Here is a 15,226-nt window from a genome sequence, read left to right as displayed (position 1 = left end):
GGCGGTCACGGCGAGACGCAGGGCACGCTCGGCGCCGCGTCCGGCGAGAGGAGCGGCGGCAGCCAGCGCCGCAGCACCAGGGGCACCATGGCGTCGTGGGGCATCGGCTCCGTCGGGACGAGCGGCTCGAGTTCGCGGAGGACGCCGGGCGCCGCAGGGTGCGCCTCGACGCCGCGCTCGAAGGCGCGGCGGAAGTCGGCGATGGGGCGCTTGGCCCAGGTCATCGTCTGCCACGACACGACGAGGTGCGTGGTCGGGCGCGAGCGGGCGAGGGGGAGCGCGACGTCGACGTCCATGCACGTGTCGATCACGAGCGCGGCGTGCACGGGGGTGGACGCGCGGAGCGCGGCCGCGATGCCGCCCGCCTTGTTGCAGCCGCCGCCGGAGTGGCCCGCGACGACGACGCGCGCGCGGTCGAGGGTCGCGACGCCGCGCAGCCGCGCGGCCGTGGCGTCGAGGAACGCGTCCAGATCGAAGGCAGGCCAGCTCGTCCGCGCGACGGCGACCGCCGCCGGGAGCACGGCGCTCGGCGCGGCGACCAGCATCGGCGGGATCCGGCCCGCCTCCATGAGCTGCGCCGCGATCCGGCGCACGTCGCCCTCCAGGCCGCCCCCCATCCAGCGGTGCTCGATCCGCGCCTCGTTGGTGCCGTGCAGGAACACGAGGATCGGCAGCGGCCGCGCGGGATCGGCGGCCGCCAGGCGGTGCACGAAGGCGCGACCCCGCCAGCGTCGCTCCGGCGGCACCGGGGGCGCGGCAGCCCCGGCCTGCGCTGCGCCCTGCTCGGCGGCGCCGCTCGCCGGCGCAGCCGGGTGCTCGTAGTCGTACGTCGCGCCGTCGAGCTGCCCGGGCGCCGACGTCGACGCCGCGAGCGCTGCGGCCGCCGGCGCAGGCTTCGGCTGCGCCCCCACGGCGCCCGGGGAGGACACGGCCGCGAGCGCCGCCGCGAGCGCGAAGGCGCGCGTCGCGGCCGCGAGACCACGCGTCGCGGGCGCGAGACCACGCGCCGCCGCCCGGGGGGCGCGCGCGCCCCCGCCGCGCCTGACGGCCGTCACTGCGGCTCCTCTGCCGGCGCCGCGCGGCCAGCGCCGGGCGCCGGGGCCTGCGACGGGGCGGGCGAGGCGCTCGCGTCCCGCGGGATCGTGCGCTTCCGCTCGAAGGCGCGGGTCGGGTCGACCACCTTGACGTCCCCGAGGCGGCTCAGCATCGGGCCGATCGCCTGGGCGTCGCCCACCACGACGATCGCGGCGTGCGCCGGTCGCACGTTGTCGTGCGCGACCTTGCCGGCGAAGGCCGGCGTGATGTCCCGGAGCTCCTTGCGGTAGCTCTCGTGGTGGTCGTCCGGCAGATCGAGCGCCTGCATGACGGCGATCTCGTCCGCGAGCCCTGTGGCCGTACCGAGGCCCAGGCCGAGGCCGGCCGTGAGCCGCCGCGCCGCGGCGTCGACCTCCTCCTGCGAGGGCGCCGCGGCCGCGAGCTGCTCCGCGTGCTCGAGCATCGCCTGCGCGGCGAGGCCCGTGCGCGCCGCGGGGACGCGGACGTGGGCCAGGAGCGGGACGGGCCCGTGCGCGACGTCGAGCGGCGCCGCGGACACCTCGCGCGCCGGCCCGCGCGGCTCGAGCAGCTCCTGCGAGAGGCGCCCGGAGGGGCCGCCGAGGACCTCGCCCGCGACCGCGAGCGCGGGCCACTCCGAGGCGCTGCGCTCGGGGCCGAGCACGCCGAGGAAGAGCTCGCTCTCGGCGCTCTTCGGGCGATCGACGATCGTGATCTTGAGCGACGCCGGAGGCACCGGATCGGTGAACGACAGCGCCGGCGGCTCCGCGCCGCGGCGGTCGGTGAAGGCCTTCTCCACGGCCGCGCGCGCGGCCTCGGGCGTCGTGTCGCCCGCCACCACCACCACCACGGTGTTCTTCGGGACGTACCACGCCGCGTGGAACGCGCGGCAGTCGGCGGCGGTGATCCGCGGGAGCTCCGCCGCTGTCGCGCCGAACGAGCCGTAGGGGTGCAGCTCGGTCGGGAGCGCGTAGAGGTCGCGGAAGAGGACCATCAGCGCTCCCCAGCGGCCGTCCGAGCGCGCGCGCTCCCTCGCCGCCTCGGCGGCCTGGGCCTTCAGCTTGGCGAGCTCCGCGGCGTCGAGGCGCGGCCGCTGCACGACGTGCCCGAGCAGCAGGGCCGCCTCCGCGAGGCGATCGCTGGGCGCGCGCAGCCCGATCACGGTCGCGTCGAGGCCTGTGTCCACCCGCAGGGAGGCGCCGAGCGACTCGACGCGCGCGAGCAGCTCGCGGCCGGGGAGGCCGCCCGCGCCCCCGCGCAGGAGGAGCTCGCCCGTGAGCGCGGCGAGCCCCGTGCGCTCGCCGTCGGCCGCGGAGCCGCCGCGGATGACCACCCGGACCTCCACGAGCGGCAGCGCGCGGCTCACCGCCGTGGCGACGCGGAGGCCGCTCGGGAGCTCGGCCCAGGCGATCGCGGGCATGCGCGCGGGCTTCGCGGGGCCGGACGGCGGCGGCTGCTCCCCGCGAGCGACCTCGGCCGGCGGCGCCGCTGGCGCAGACGTCGCCGGGGCGGGCCTCGCCGGCGCGCCCGCCTGCGCGGGCGGCTGCGGCGCCCGCCCAGCAGCGCAGCCGCACGCCACGACGGCCGCGAGCGCCGCGGTCCAGGAGAGCCAGGGGCGCGCTGTCCGTCGCCCGCGCAGGTCGCGTCGCTCGCTTCGCTCGTTCATCGCGTCACGCGTTCTCCGTCGCTCGCCTGTTCGCGTCACTTCTTCGTGGGCTTCGCCGGCTTCGTCGGCGCCGGATCCGGCGCGGGCCGGCTCGCCGCGCCGTGCGCCTTCGCCGGGCGCTCGCCCGGCGCGGCCTTGTCCGCGCCCTTGCCCGACGCGGCCTTGCCCGGCGCGGCCTTGTCCGCGCCCTTGCCCGACGCGGCCTTGCCCGGCGCGGCCTTGTCCACGCCCTTGCCCGACGCGGCCTTGCCCGTTCCCTTGCTCGGCGCGGCCTTGCCCGCGCCCTTGCCAGGCGCCGCCTTCTCTGCGCCCTTGCCCGGCGCCGCCACGTCAGCGTCCTGCTCCGGCGCCGCGGCGCGCGCCCCGCCTCCGGCCCGCGGCGCGCCGGCCGACGCGCGCGGCGGCGAGGCGGCTCCCGACACCCCAGGGGGATAGGTCTCGACGATCGTCCGGCGCGTCGGGCCGAGGTGCTCGCGCGCGACGCGCTGCACGTCCTCCCGGGTCACCGCGAAGTAGCGCGCGAGCTCCCCGTTCAGGTGGGCGGCGTCCCCGAAGACGAGCTCGTGCTCGCCGAGCGCCCGCGCCCGCGCGCTCGCGTCCGCGAGGCCCGCCACGAACGCCGACTGGAGCAGCCGGCGCGCCCTCGTCAGCTCGGCCTGCGAGGGTCCCGCCGTCGCGAGCGCCCGGATCTCGCCCTCGATCAGCTTCTCGACGTCGCCGACCCGGGCGTCCTCGGCGAGCCGCACGTCGATGGAGAAGAGATCGGGCCCGCGGTGGCCGTCGATCGCGACCCGCACCGACCGCGCGACCGCCTTGTTCCCGACGAGGAGAGCCGGGAGCCGCGAGCTCTCGCCGCGTCCGAGCAGGGAGACCGCGAGCGCGAGCGCGTGGTGATCCGGGTGCTCGGGCGGCGGCACGGCCCACCCGTAGAGGATCGACGGCGCGCGGGCGGCGCTGTCCCTCACGACGCCGGTGCGCTGGCTCGTCTGCTCGGGGAACGGCGCGTCCTTGAAGGGCGCGGCGGAGACGGCCGGGATGCCGTCGAAGTACTCGTGCACGAGCGCCATCGCCGCGCCCGCGTCGAAGCCGCCGGCGATCGCGAGCACCGCCCTGTTCGGGCCGTGGTGGGCCGCGTGGAAATCGCGGACCCACGAGAGCTCGGCGCCCGCGAGATCGTCCGCCTCGCCGAGCGCCGGGTGCTCGTGGGGCCAGTACCCCTGGAAGACGAGCTCGCGGAGCCGGATCGCGCCCTGGCCGTGGGCGGCGCCGAGGACCGCGCCGCGGCGCTCGAGCGCGTCCCTGCGCTGCGCCTCGAAGCCCTCCGCGCTCGGCGCGGGCGCCCGCATGCGATCGGCCTCGAGCCACAGCGCCAGCGCGAGCTCGTTCGCGGGCAGCACCGCCGTGTACGCGGTGCGATCGACGTCGGCCTCGGCGTGGAGCTCGCCGCCGCGCTCGGCGACGAGGCGCTGGGGCTCGCCCGCCGGCAGGCTGCGGCTGCCCCGGGCCATCGTGTCCATCACGAGGCGCGCCACGCCGCTCCTGCCGCTCGGCTCGTCGCGCGAGCCCGCGTCGTACGTCACGGCCACCGCGACCGTTGGCGAGCTCTCATCCGGGCTCAGCACCACGCGCAGCCCGTTCTTCAGCGTGACCCGCTCGACGGGCAGCGCGAGATCGAGCGGCGCTTCCGCCGGAGCCGCCGCGGCGCTCCTCGGCGCCCCCGCCATGTGCGCCGCCTTCCCGATCGGCGCGCCCCCGCCGCGCGCCGCCTTGCCGGCGGGCGCGCCCGCCGCCTTGCCGGCCGGCGTGCCCGCCGACTTGCCGGCCGCTACGCCCGCCGCCTTGCCGGACGGAGGCGCTGCCGCGGCGAGGTGGGGCGCGCCTGCGCAGAGCAGGCCGAGCGCCGCGAGCGCGGCCGTGAGGGCGCGGCGGGGCAGGGTTCGGCTCACGGTCGTGGACACCGCAGGGCGATAGCACGTCGCCGCCCGGGCGCGCGCGTCGAGGAGCGACGCGGCGCAGCGACCGCGCTTCACCCTGCCGGCCGACTCGCGTAGGCTCGCGCCCCGAGCTCACGACGTCACGGGCGCGCGCCGCGCGCCGCCCCGCGACGCCCCACGCCCAGAGAGAACCGCCGATGCCCGACGTTCAAAATTTGATCAAAGCCGTGATCGGAACGCTCGTCTTCGTTGCCGTCGGGCTGATCGTCTTCCTGCTGGCGTTCATGCTGATCACGAAGCTCACCCCCTTCTCGATCCGCAAGGAGATCGAGGAGGACCAGAACACGGCGCTCGCGATCGTGATCGGCTCGGTGATCCTGGGCCTCGCCTGGATCATCTCCGCGGCCATCCACGGCTGACGCGCGGGTCTCGGCGTTGGCCTCGGCCGGGCCCGACCTCCTCGGCGCGCTGCCGGCCGGGCCCCGCGGCGCGGCCCGCGGCGGCTTCATGTGGAGCCGCCGCGTCGACCTCGCGGTGTTCGGCGGCTCCGCGGCGGTCGCCCTCGCCCTCGCCGCGCTCTCGACGGGGGGCGCGCTCCCGGCCTGGGGCTTCCTGCTCTTCGTGGTCGGCGTCGACGTGGCGCACGTGCACACGACGCTCTTCCGCACGTACCTCGACCCGGAGGAGCTCCGCCGCCACCCCGCGCTCTACGCCGGCGTGCCGCTCGCCTGTTACGCCGCCGGCGTCGCGCTCCACCTCGCGTCCGAGCTGACCTTCTGGCGCGCGCTCGCCTACGTGGCCGTGATCCACTTCGTCCGCCAGCAGGTCGGGTGGGTCGCGATCTACCGCGCGCTCGCGGGCGAGCGCTCGCGCGTCGATCGCCTCCTCGACGACGCGCTCGTCTACGCGGCGACCGGGTGGCCGCTCCTTTACTGGCACGCGCACGCTCACCAACCGCGCGCGTTCCAGTGGTTCGTTGACGGCGATTTCGTGAGCGCGCCCTGGCTCGCGGCCGCGGTGGGCCCGCTCGGCGCGGTGTACGCCGCGCTCGCCGCCGCGTACGTCGCCCGCGCGATCCAGCGGGCCTGCGTCGACCGCGCGCCGCTCAACCTCGGCAAGCACGTCGTCGTCGGGACGACCGCGGCGACGTGGTACGTCGGCATCGTCGCGACCGACAGCGACTTCCAGTTCACGGTCACCAACGTGATCGTCCACGGGGTCCCGTACATGGCGCTCGTCTTCGCGTACGCCCGGGAGCGGGCCCGCGAGGCGCCGCGCTCGCTGCTCGCGCGGGTCCTCGCCGCCGGGCTCCTCGCCTTCCTCGGCGTCGCGCTGGCGCTCGCGTTCGTCGAGGAGATGCTCTGGGACCGGCTGGTCTGGCACGACCGGCCGGAGCTCTTCGGCGGCGCGCGGACAGGGGACGAGCCGCTCCTCGGGCCGCGCGCGCGGGCGCTGCTCGTGCCGCTGCTCGCGCTGCCGCAGGCGACCCATTACCTGCTCGACGCCGTGGTCTGGCGCCGTCGCCACACCCGCCCTGCCCAGGCGCGCGCGCTCGGGTTCCGGCCCGGAACGCTGGAAAGCGAGGGGGGCGAAGGCGGCCCGGGCCGCGCGGACGGCGCGCACCGCGAGAGCGCGACGGCCGCCAAGACGCGGCCGGCGAGCGGAGAGGCTTGACCCGCGGCGCAACTCCCGTAACCCTCGGCGCTTCGCATGGCTTCGCTCGCGGTGCCCGTGCTCCCGCCACGCCCCTCGCCCGCTGCTCGGCGCGGATCGGCGCCGCCCCCGCGTAGCCCGGAACCATGTCCGGAGAAGATCCGACGATGCTGAGGGCATGCAATGCGTGCGCGGTGTTCGCCTGCTATCGCTCCTGCATGCTTGCGCAGTCTGGAAGAGGTAACAGCGATGAGTGAACCCTTGCCAACCGACGGGCTCAACGGGCCGCGCGTGACGCCGATTCCCCCGAATCCGCGCGCCCCCGTCCTCCTGGTCGACGACGACGCCGAGCTCCGGGAGATGCTCCGCGAGATGCTCGAGTCGTCGGGCTACGACGTCTACTGCGCCAGCAACGGCAGGGAGGCGCTCGATCTCCTGCACCAGGCGGACCCGCCGCCCGGGCTCATCCTGCTCGATCTCATGATGCCGATCATGACCGGCGAGGAGATGCTCGCCGCGCTGAAGCAGGTGCACGCGCTCGCGGCGATCCCTGTGACCATCGTCTCCGGCCACGACGGCCCGCCCGAGGGCACGGCCTACCTGAAGAAGCCCGTCGACTTCAGCGCGCTGCTCGGCGTGGTCCAGAAGACCTGCGGCTAGCCCCTCCGGTCGAGCGCGGCCAGAACGTCGGCCAGAGCGTCGACCAGCGCGCCGACCTCGACCGGCGACGGCGACCGCGGGCTCATCGCCGCAAACGCGAGGAGCGCCACGACGGTCAGCAGGAGCGCGAGCGCGAACGCCGCGGCGAGGAACAGGATGCCGAGCGACGCGCGCTCGCTCCCGGCCTCGCCCGCGCCCTGGTCCGGGTCCTCGTCGCGCCGCTCCGGCTCATCCACGCTCCGCCCTCCGCTCGCCGGCTGTGCTTACCGCCTCGCGCCGGACGGCGCAACGGACGCAGCGAGGACCTCCGTGTCCGCCGCGCTCACCGCGCGCCGCGGCGTCCTCGGCGGACGCGCCCGTCCGGACATTGTCTGTCCGGAAGGGCCATCGCCGTCCGCCGCCAACGGCTGTAGGTTCGCCTCCTCGGAGGGCGTGAGAATGGCAGAAGGCCGCACCAGCGACGCTGCGGAGGAGAGCGGACAGGCGAGCTCCGATCGCCTGTGGATCCTTGTGAACACAAGTCTTCGTGAGTCTGCGCCAGAGCGCGTGAGTGGCCGCCCTCCCCGGGAAACCATGGTGATACGTGACGGCGATACCCTCCTTGTCAGCGTCGATGTCGGCCGGGGCCGCGGCAAGGCGCTCACGGTGCCATTCAACATGGTAGAGCTCGGTCGCCTGGAGGCGACGCTGGTGGTGCGGCTCGCGGCCACCTCCGCCCCGTGCGCCGCCTGCATCGACGAGAGCCTCGCCAGGGCGGCTCAGGAGCCCGGGGGGCTCGACACGGAGCGCGTCCTCCGGGCGGTGCGCGCCGCGATCGCCGGCTGCGCGCAGCGCGCGCACGGCGAGGCCGCCCGCGGCGCGGCCGACGCCGGCGGGCCTCCGCCGGAGAGCTCGGGCCCGCGGCCGTGGGGCGCGCTCCGGCTGGCGCCGCTCAACGCGCCTCACGTGCCCGCGGGGGGCGCGGCGGGAAAGGAGAGCGAGCTCGAGCTCCTGCTGATCATCTGAGTCGGGACTTCGCTCTTCCAGGGAGGCGCGCATGTTGACGCTCGATCCGGCGTCGCGGCGCGCGAATCCGGCTCAGCGCCCCGGCTCACCGAGCCTCCCGTACCGCCGCATCGCCTCGCGCAGCCGGTCGAGGGGGATGGCGTGGGCGACGTGGTCGTCCTGTCCGAAGGTCGTCGTCGCCATGGTCATCGCGTTGAGGATGGCCTCTTCCACCGCCTCTTCGGCGCCCTGGAACATCGGGTTCAGGCGCGCGTCGTCCACCTCGCGGAGACTCCGTGTCAGCCCGCCGGGCTCGACCGGCACCCGGTTGCCCGTCGCGAAGGCCAGAAACAGGTCGCCGCTCCCGTCGCGCGAGATCGTCCCTGTGCGCCCCACGGCGAGCGCGATGCGCCGCGCCACCCGCTCGAGCTGCCGCGCGGACAGGGGCGCGTCGGTCGCGACCACGGCGAGCAGCGAGCCTTCGCCGAGAAGTTCCAGCACGGGCAGGAGATCGCGGATCTCCAGCCCTACCGGCACCCCGTCGACCCGGAGCTCTCCGCGCGCCCCGAAGTTCGCCTGCACGATGGCGCCCACCGTGAACCCGCCCGCGGCTTCCGGGAGGACGCGCGACGCCGTCCCGATACCGCACTTGAATTCGTAGCAGATCATCCCCGTCCCGCCGCCGACCGCCCCTTCCTCGACAGGGCCCTCCGCGGCGCGCTCCGCCGCCTCGAGGACGTCCTCGGCCGACACGTGCAGCCCGCGCATGTCGTTGAGCGCGCTGTCGTCGCACTCTCCGACGACCGGTGTCACCGTGGGCTCGTCCACGCCGATGCCCGGATAGCGCCGGAGCATGTACTGGATTGCCCCGTCGAGGGCGCGCCCCACGGCGAGTGTGTTGGTGAAGACGATCGGCGTCTCCAGCACCCCGAACTCCCTCACATAGTGGAGGCCGGTCATCTCGCCGTTCCCGTTCAGGACGAAGCTCGCGGCGGGGACCTTGTTGTGCCAGAAATCATCGGACGTCGGCAGGATGACGGTCACGCCCGTGCGCACCGGCCCTTTGCCCGGGTCGAGCCGGCCGGCGCCGCGGCGATGGGTCACGTGCCCGACCCGCACGCCGGGGACATCGGTGATCGCGTTCAGCCTCCCGGTGGGCATGCGGCCTATCACGATGCCGAGATCCCGCGCGCGCCGGCGCGCCTCGCCGGCGGGCGCCGGGGGATGCGGACCAGCGCTCGGTGCGGGAGGGGCGGGTCGAGCCGCAGGGCCCGCGCAGGCGAGGAGCGAGGGCAGCAGGAGCGCCGCGGCGAGCGCAGCGCCGGAGCGAAGGCGGAGGCAACGCATCGGCGGGAGGATAGCTGACGGCGGTGCCCTCGAGCTCCGCCCAAACAGCCGCAGAAGAGTCCTTACGCGATCTGCCCGTCCTGGATGAGCGACACCATCTCGACCCCCCGGCAACCCCCAACCCCCCACAATCGACCTTCACGCCACGGCCAGCGTGCGGGAGGATCTGGCAGGAAATTGCCGCGCATCCCGCTCGCCGATGCGCTCCATCTCCCGGAGCCAGGCCGCTCGTTGCTCGGGGGTCCGCGTCTTCTGATCGAAGAAGGTGGTCTCGCGGACGGGCCCAAAGCCGACGAAGCGCAATGTCGCGTTGATGAACGAGGTGTGCACGGAGCGCCAGTGCCAGAATCGGTACCACCAGCCCGGGCTATCCATCGTGGTCACGACGCGCGCGCTGCGGCCGGCGAGCAGCCCCTCGGGCAGCGCGCTCCGCTTTCGATAGGCGAACGACCATCCTGGCAAGAACGTGCGATCGATGAAGCCCTTGACCAGCGCGGGTGGCCCTGCCCACCAGGTGGGAAAGAACCAGGCCACGTGGCTCGCGCGCTCGATGGTGGCCTGCGCCTGGCGGAGATCGGGCTCGAGCTCCTGCTTACCGCTGAAGCCAGCGCGCAGGTGCGGATCGAAGGCGAGCGAGCGCAGGGCCAGGAGCTCGACGCGGGCTCCGCCTCTCTCGAGGCCGCTGGCGTAGGCCCGCGCGAGCGCGTCGCTCAGGCTGTCGGGGGCGGGGTGACCTTGGATGACGAGGTGCATGCGTCCAATCTTGGCCATGCAGCAGCGTCTGGGTAGACGGTTCTGCGCAGGCGTGCCATGCGTGGGTGCATGGCACGCCCTCCCGCGCCCCCGCCCGCAGGCAGGCCGCTCGCCGACCTGGATTGGGCCGATCTGCGCCTCTTCCTGGAGGTGGCGCGCGCCGGCAGCTTCTCGGCCGCCGGCCGCAAGCTCGGCATCGAGCAATCGACGGTGAGCCGGCGCATGGCGGCCTTCGAACGGACGCTCCGGGTGGCGGTCTTCGATCGGCTGCCGGGAGGCTCCATGCTCACCCCGCTCGGCGAGCAGCTCCGTCGCCACGTCGAGTCGATGGAGGCCGGCGCCGACCAGTTCGCGCGCGAGGCCAGCGGCCACGAGAGAGAGGCCGAGGGCCTGGTCCGACTGGCGCTCACGGAGTCGATCGCCGTACACGGCGTCATCCCGCGCGTGCTCCCGGCGCTCGCCGAGAGGCACCCGCGCGTCTCGCTCCACCTGCTGACCAGCTACGAGGTGGCCGATCTGGGCCACCGTGAGGCCGAGATCGCCGTGCGCTTCTTCCGGCCGAAGAGCGGTGATCTGGTGGCCGCGCGGATCGTCACCCTGCCCACGGTGCCTGTCGCCCACCGCAGGCTCTCGAAGAAGGGCCGCGACGAGCTCGACTGGATCGGCGTCGATCTGGGCCGCACCCCCACCGTCGAGGACGACTACCAGAAGCGGCATGTAAGAAAGGCTCCGAAGCTCATCGTGAGCAGCTACATCGCCCAGATCGAGGCCGTGCGCGCGGGGCTCGGCGCCGCGGTGTTGCCGTGCAGCGCGCTCGATCTGGACGACGACCTGGTGGAGCTCGATCTGGGCCTTCCCGCAGGCCCGGTGCTCGAGCTCTGGCTCGTCACGCCGCGCGGCCTGCGCCAGGTGCCGCGCATCGCCGCCGTGTGGGGCGCCCTCGAAGAGCATCTCCAGTTCCTGAGCTCGCCGCGACGCGCGCGGGCGCGCGGGCGCTCGGCTGATCCTCAGCAGCGATTGCGGCTTCGGCCGGCAGGGCATGAGCCGAATGCGAGCAGAGACCCGCCCGCCAGGTAGCCTGTCCGCAGGCGAGCTTCGGCGTCGGGAACCCGTGGAAGAAAGGGACAGAGTCATGCTGGACAGGATCTGGGATCGCCATCGCGCCGCCGGGCTCGACGCGGCGGCGGCCGCCGTCGCGGCGCCGTCGCCGGAAGACCTTTGCTACCTCGCCATGCTGGCGTTCTCCGACGAGCGCTACGCGGACGCCGCGACCTTCGCTGCCCGCGCCGCGGCGGCCTCGCCGGGAGACACCCTGTTCCAGGCGGCCGCGGCGCACCTCGCGCGGGTCGCCCGGGAGGGGAAGCGCAATGTCTACGTGTCCGCGGAGGGGTTCGCCGCCTTCATCCGCGGCGGCGGCAATGTGCCGCTCTACCGGGAGACCAGCGCGGCGCTCGCCGGCCAGTACCCGGAGGCGCCGTTCGATCTGCTCGATATCGGCGCCGGCGATGGACTGGCGCTCCTGCCCGCGCTGACGCCGGCGGTGCGGCGGGTCACCGTGGCGGAGCCGGCGGCGCCGCTGCTCGAGCGTTGCGCCGCAGCGCTCTCCGCGCGAGGGGTCGACTTCGAGGCCTTCGGCGGGCGACTCCAGGATCTCGCCGCCGACCCCGGCATGGCGCCGCGGCGCTGGGCGGTGGCGCAGGCGACCTTCTGCCTGCACGCGATCGCTCCGGCCGAGAGGCCAGCGCTTCTCCGCTGGGCGCGCGCGCATTGCGATCTCCTGCTCGTCGCCGAGTTCGACGCGCCGCGCATGGACGAGCCGCTCTCGCCGGACACCGCGCGGCACGTGCTCGCGCGCTACGGTGAAGGGCTGGCCGAGTACGCCGGCGCCGATCTCGACACGGTCGCGCAGGGCTTCCTGATGCCGGTGCTCTTCGGCTATGTGGACCGCGGCGCCACCCGCACCACGTTCGAGCACCCCATCGACGACTGGGCGGCGCAGCTGCGCGAGGCCGGCTTCGCCCGCGTCGACCGAAGGCTGATCCATCGGTACTGGTGGGCGCCGGCCTGGATGCTGGCCGCGCGCTGAAGCGCCTTGCGGGGTCTCTGGTGCGCGAGCCGGCTCCGGGCGCTGACGGGGCCTCTTGTGCCAGAACGGGCCAGTTTCTCGCCAGATGTCAGGGTTCGCGGGCACCCCGCGCGCGGCGGCTCGGAAACAGACGAGCCCGCGATCGAGGCCAGCGCGGCACGGCCAATGCTGGACGGGGCGGCATGCAGCGAACCATCCGAACCTGCGCTCCCTTCTTCGTCCTGTCTCTGACCGCGATCCTCGGTTGCGAGACGTCCACCGATCCCAACACGAACCCCGACACCGGGGACGAGGAGTGCAGCGACTCCGACAGGGCCATCTGCGTGATCGCCTCGGACAAGCAGCGCATCTCGAGCCCGGACGTCCCTCCGGAGGACAAGACCGCGCTCGTCTCGGGCAACTCCGCGTTCGCGCTCGACCTCTACCAGCAGCTCCGCGAGGAGCCGGGCAACGTCTTCTACTCGCCCTACAGCATCTCGACGGCGCTCGCGATGACGTGGGCCGGCGCCAAGGGCGAGACCGAGACGGCCATGGCCGACACGCTGCGCTTCGACCTCGGGCAGGCCAAGCTCCATCCGGCGTTCAACTGGATCGACCAGGAGCTCGAGAGCCGCGGTCAGGGCGCCCAGGGCGCCGACGGAGAGGGCTTCCGCCTCAACGTCGTGAACGCGCTCTGGGGGCAGATCGGCTACTCGTTCGAGGCGCCCTTCCTGGACACGCTCGGGCTGCACTACGGCGCTGGAATGCGCGTCGTGGACTTCGTGGGCCACCGGCAGGAATCGGTCGATCTCATCAACGGCTGGGTCAGCGACCAGACCGAGGGCAAGATCGAAAAGCTGGTGCCCGTCGCGGCGATCACCGCCGAGACGGTGCTGGTCCTCACGAACGCCATCTACTTCAACGCGGCGTGGCGCACCCCGTTCGAGCCCACCGCGACGGAGGACGGCCCGTTCGAGACGGCCGATGGGACCGAGGTAACGGTGCCCCTGATGCACGGCAGCCTGGAGATGCCCTACGCCGAGGGCGACGGCTACCAGGCGATCGCGATGCCCTACGACGGGGACGAGCTGTCGATGGTGATCGTCCTGCCGGCGAAGGGCACGCTCGACGCGTTCGAGGCGTCGCTCGACGCGGCGAAGGTCGACGGCATCGCCTCCGCGATGAGCGAGCACCTGGTCGACACCACGATGCCCAGGTTCAAATTCGAATACGAGCTGAGCCTCAAGAAGACGCTGGAGGCGATGGGGATGGAGATCGCGTTCACGCCGGGGGTCGCGGACTTCACCGGCATCAACTCCAGCGGACGGCCCTACATCCAGGACGTCCTCCACAAGGCGTTCGTCGGCGTGAACGAGGCCGGCACCGAGGCGGCGGCCGCGACCGCGGTCATCGTCGGCGACGAGTCGGCGCCCCAGCCGGCGTCGCTCGCGCTCGTGAACCCCTTCCTGTTCCTCATCCGCGACAACGCGACGGGCAGCATCCTGTTCGTCGGCCGCGTCGCCGACCCCAGCGCGAGCTGACTCAGGCCTCGCCACGCCGAGCACAGCGTGCCGCAGCCGAGGGCGCTCGCGCCTGTCGAGGGTCCGCCTTCACGCCGAACGCCGCGAGGGTGAACACCGACATGATGGCGCCGAAGACATCGAGCCTCATGAAGACCGCGATCCCGACATGCAACCCGACCGTGGCCGCCACCCAGAGCCGCCGGGTCCGACGTGGCCAGATGAAGAACGGGTACCCGATCTCCACGAGCAGCACCGTCCACCCCGCGGCCACGGCGATCCAGGCGTGGTGAGCGAGCCACGAGAAATCGAACCGCCGGTACTCGGGCAGCATGAGCGATCGCCACATCGCGTCGCCGTCCCACCACGCCGCGCCCAATGCCTTCTCCACGCCGCTCGAGAGGTAGACGAGGCACAGGTGCAGCTGTACCACCCGCAGCGCGAGGCGCGCTGACGCGCTCGGCTCGGGCGGCGCTCGCCCAGAGACACGATCGAGCGACAGCGCAGCTCCAGAAGGCATGAAGATGAGGTAGAACAGGAAGATGTTCGCGAACTGATCTGCCCCGTAGTTCGTCCTCTCCGCGGTCATCATCAGCATGAAATGCAAGAGCCAGGCGCACGCCGCGGAGACCCTCGTCCTCCAGCCGAGCAGGAGGCCAGCCAGCGACAGCACGTAGAGGAGACCCACGCCAGCGATCACGGAGCTCTCACCGACCCCGAAGCGCGAGAGTGCATTCACGAGGTGGCCGATCCGGGGGAAGCCGCTCGCGCCAGACCCGTCGAGGAGCTGTCCCTGGATGATGCCCGAACGCCCGTACAGCTCGTCAGCGATGGGCGCGATCAGCGCCGCCTGCACCAGGAGCACCGACGCGAGCCCTATCCGGAGCGCCGCCAGGGGCCGCGCCGACGCGGGCGCGAACGCGAATCGCCGCACCGAGCCCCACAGGCGCGCAGCTGCCCCGCTGGCGTTGGGCAGGAGCAGGGTATAGATCGGCTGCCTCACGGCGTCGCCTCTTTGTTGATCTCGCCGGTGGCGAGCCGCGCCTTCAGGTTGAACTTGGCCTTGTATTCGACATTCCACCGCGGCTCCTTTCCCGCGCGGTACTCCGCCATCGAGGGCAGGTCGTAAATCTCGAGCCGGACGACAACGCTGTCCGCCTCTGGGTGCTTGGCGAACACCTTCGCTGCCCAGGACGCAACCAGGGAGCGCCTTACGGCCGGGTCCTGCTCATCCCAGAACATACCGACGATATTCTTGACGCGGAGGTCCGCTTCGCGGCTCACTCCTGTCTCCAGCGCCTCGGTCGTCAGGCTTCCCGCGCGATCCCTGACTTCGAAGGTGGCCCAGAGCAGGGGTCCGACGGTCGGAGCGAAGAAGGAATATGCGCTGCTGGCCCCGGAAAGCGCGCCATAATAGCCCACCGCACGCTCCACCCAGCCCTCGTACGGCAAGCGCACATGCAGCACACCCAGCACGAGCACCAGCCCGAGGTGGATCGCAGCGGCGGGAAGCACGAAGAGCACGCGCTTTTCTATGTTTCCTGTCTCGTCCATGGAGCTCACCCCCATGGATCCGTATTGCGCGCGGCGT

15 protein-coding genes are annotated in these 15,226 nt (G+C 73.6%); 7 read left to right on the top strand and 8 right to left on the bottom strand.

Annotation, left to right across the window (positions count from 1 at the left end; translation table 11 throughout):
* Positions 1–5: 5 nt before the first annotated feature.
* From WMF46_RS45190 to WMF46_RS45180, 3 genes are read right to left on the bottom strand one after another with little or no spacing between them, the layout of a single operon-like run.
* Complete coding sequence (locus tag WMF46_RS45190) at positions 6–1,055, bottom strand: hypothetical protein (RefSeq protein WP_437982895.1); 1,050 nt, start codon at positions 1,053–1,055, stop codon at positions 6–8.
* Complete coding sequence (locus tag WMF46_RS45185) at positions 1,052–2,719, bottom strand: M16 family metallopeptidase (RefSeq protein WP_437982894.1); 1,668 nt, start codon at positions 2,717–2,719, stop codon at positions 1,052–1,054. Before WMF46_RS45185 ends, WMF46_RS45190 begins: the two co-directional genes overlap by 4 nt.
* A gap of 35 nt (positions 2,720–2,754) precedes the next feature.
* Positions 2,755–4,665 carry an insulinase family protein gene (locus WMF46_RS45180; RefSeq protein ID WP_437982893.1) on the bottom strand — a complete coding sequence of 637 codons (1,911 nt, stop codon included), beginning with the start codon at positions 4,663–4,665 and terminating at the stop codon, positions 2,755–2,757.
* Between the two features lie 215 nt (positions 4,666–4,880).
* Here WMF46_RS45180 and WMF46_RS45175 point away from each other — a divergent pair, with 215 nt between their 5' ends.
* The 3 genes from WMF46_RS45175 to WMF46_RS45165 all read left to right on the top strand — a co-directional run bounded on the left by WMF46_RS45175 (position 4,881) and on the right by WMF46_RS45165 (position 6,966).
* Positions 4,881–5,072 (top strand): DUF350 domain-containing protein, encoded by a 192-nt coding sequence (locus tag WMF46_RS45175; RefSeq protein WP_437547324.1) that lies wholly within the window; start codon positions 4,881–4,883, stop codon positions 5,070–5,072.
* Positions 5,073–5,088: 16 nt separating this feature from the next.
* Positions 5,089–6,327, top strand: coding sequence for a hypothetical protein (locus tag WMF46_RS45170; protein WP_437982892.1), 1,239 nt, complete (start codon positions 5,089–5,091; stop codon positions 6,325–6,327).
* A 228-nt stretch (positions 6,328–6,555) separates the two neighbouring features.
* Positions 6,556–6,966 (top strand): response regulator, encoded by a 411-nt coding sequence (locus WMF46_RS45165; protein WP_272096158.1) that lies wholly within the window; start codon positions 6,556–6,558, stop codon positions 6,964–6,966.
* Here the strand turns inward: WMF46_RS45165 and WMF46_RS45160 are convergent.
* Positions 6,963–7,202 (bottom strand): hypothetical protein, encoded by a 240-nt coding sequence (locus tag WMF46_RS45160; RefSeq protein WP_437982891.1) that lies wholly within the window; start codon positions 7,200–7,202, stop codon positions 6,963–6,965. The genes WMF46_RS45165 and WMF46_RS45160 overlap by 4 nt on opposite strands.
* 337 nt (positions 7,203–7,539) lie before the next feature.
* On the opposite strand from WMF46_RS45160, the gene WMF46_RS45155 reads away from it, so the two are divergent.
* Positions 7,540–7,971, top strand: coding sequence for a hypothetical protein (locus tag WMF46_RS45155; RefSeq protein ID WP_437982890.1), 432 nt, complete (start codon positions 7,540–7,542; stop codon positions 7,969–7,971).
* Between the two features lie 72 nt (positions 7,972–8,043).
* On the opposite strand, the gene WMF46_RS45150 is transcribed toward WMF46_RS45155, so the two are convergent.
* Together WMF46_RS45150 and WMF46_RS45145 are read right to left on the bottom strand one after the other, a co-directional pair.
* On the bottom strand, positions 8,044–9,297 hold the full coding sequence (locus tag WMF46_RS45150; protein ID WP_437982889.1) for a P1 family peptidase: 1,254 nt from the start codon (positions 9,295–9,297) through the stop codon (positions 8,044–8,046).
* Positions 9,298–9,435: 138 nt separating this feature from the next.
* Entirely contained in the window at positions 9,436–10,068 is a 633-nt protein-coding gene (locus WMF46_RS45145; protein WP_437982888.1) for an NAD(P)H-dependent oxidoreductase, read from the bottom strand.
* Positions 10,069–10,119: 51 nt separating this feature from the next.
* Here WMF46_RS45145 and WMF46_RS45140 point away from each other — a divergent pair, with 51 nt between their 5' ends.
* From WMF46_RS45140 to WMF46_RS45130, 3 genes are all read left to right on the top strand, one after another.
* Positions 10,120–11,127: a LysR family transcriptional regulator gene (locus tag WMF46_RS45140; protein WP_437982887.1), complete on the top strand. Its 1,008-nt coding sequence runs from the start codon at positions 10,120–10,122 to the stop codon at positions 11,125–11,127.
* Between the two features lie 55 nt (positions 11,128–11,182).
* On the top strand, positions 11,183–12,136 hold the full coding sequence (locus tag WMF46_RS45135) for a class I SAM-dependent methyltransferase (RefSeq protein WP_437982886.1): 954 nt from the start codon (positions 11,183–11,185) through the stop codon (positions 12,134–12,136).
* A 182-nt stretch (positions 12,137–12,318) separates the two neighbouring features.
* Entirely contained in the window at positions 12,319–13,656 is a 1,338-nt protein-coding gene (locus WMF46_RS45130) for a serpin family protein (RefSeq protein WP_437982885.1), read from the top strand.
* Position 13,657: 1 nt separating this feature from the next.
* Here the strand turns inward: WMF46_RS45130 and WMF46_RS45125 are convergent, their stop codons facing one another.
* A complete protein-coding gene (locus tag WMF46_RS45125; RefSeq protein ID WP_437982884.1) occupies positions 13,658–14,638 on the bottom strand; it encodes an HTTM domain-containing protein in 981 nt (326 codons plus the stop codon).
* Complete coding sequence (locus tag WMF46_RS45120) at positions 14,635–15,189, bottom strand: hypothetical protein (RefSeq protein WP_437982883.1); 555 nt, start codon at positions 15,187–15,189, stop codon at positions 14,635–14,637. The genes WMF46_RS45125 and WMF46_RS45120 overlap by 4 nt, the downstream gene beginning before the upstream one ends.
* Positions 15,190–15,226 lie beyond the last annotated feature (37 nt).

Source organism: Sorangium sp. So ce117 (assembly GCF_051524395.1).
Classification (GTDB): Bacteria; Myxococcota_A; Polyangia; order Polyangiales; family Polyangiaceae; genus Sorangium; species Sorangium cellulosum_B.
This window is presented reverse-complemented; position numbering and strand designations above follow the sequence as displayed.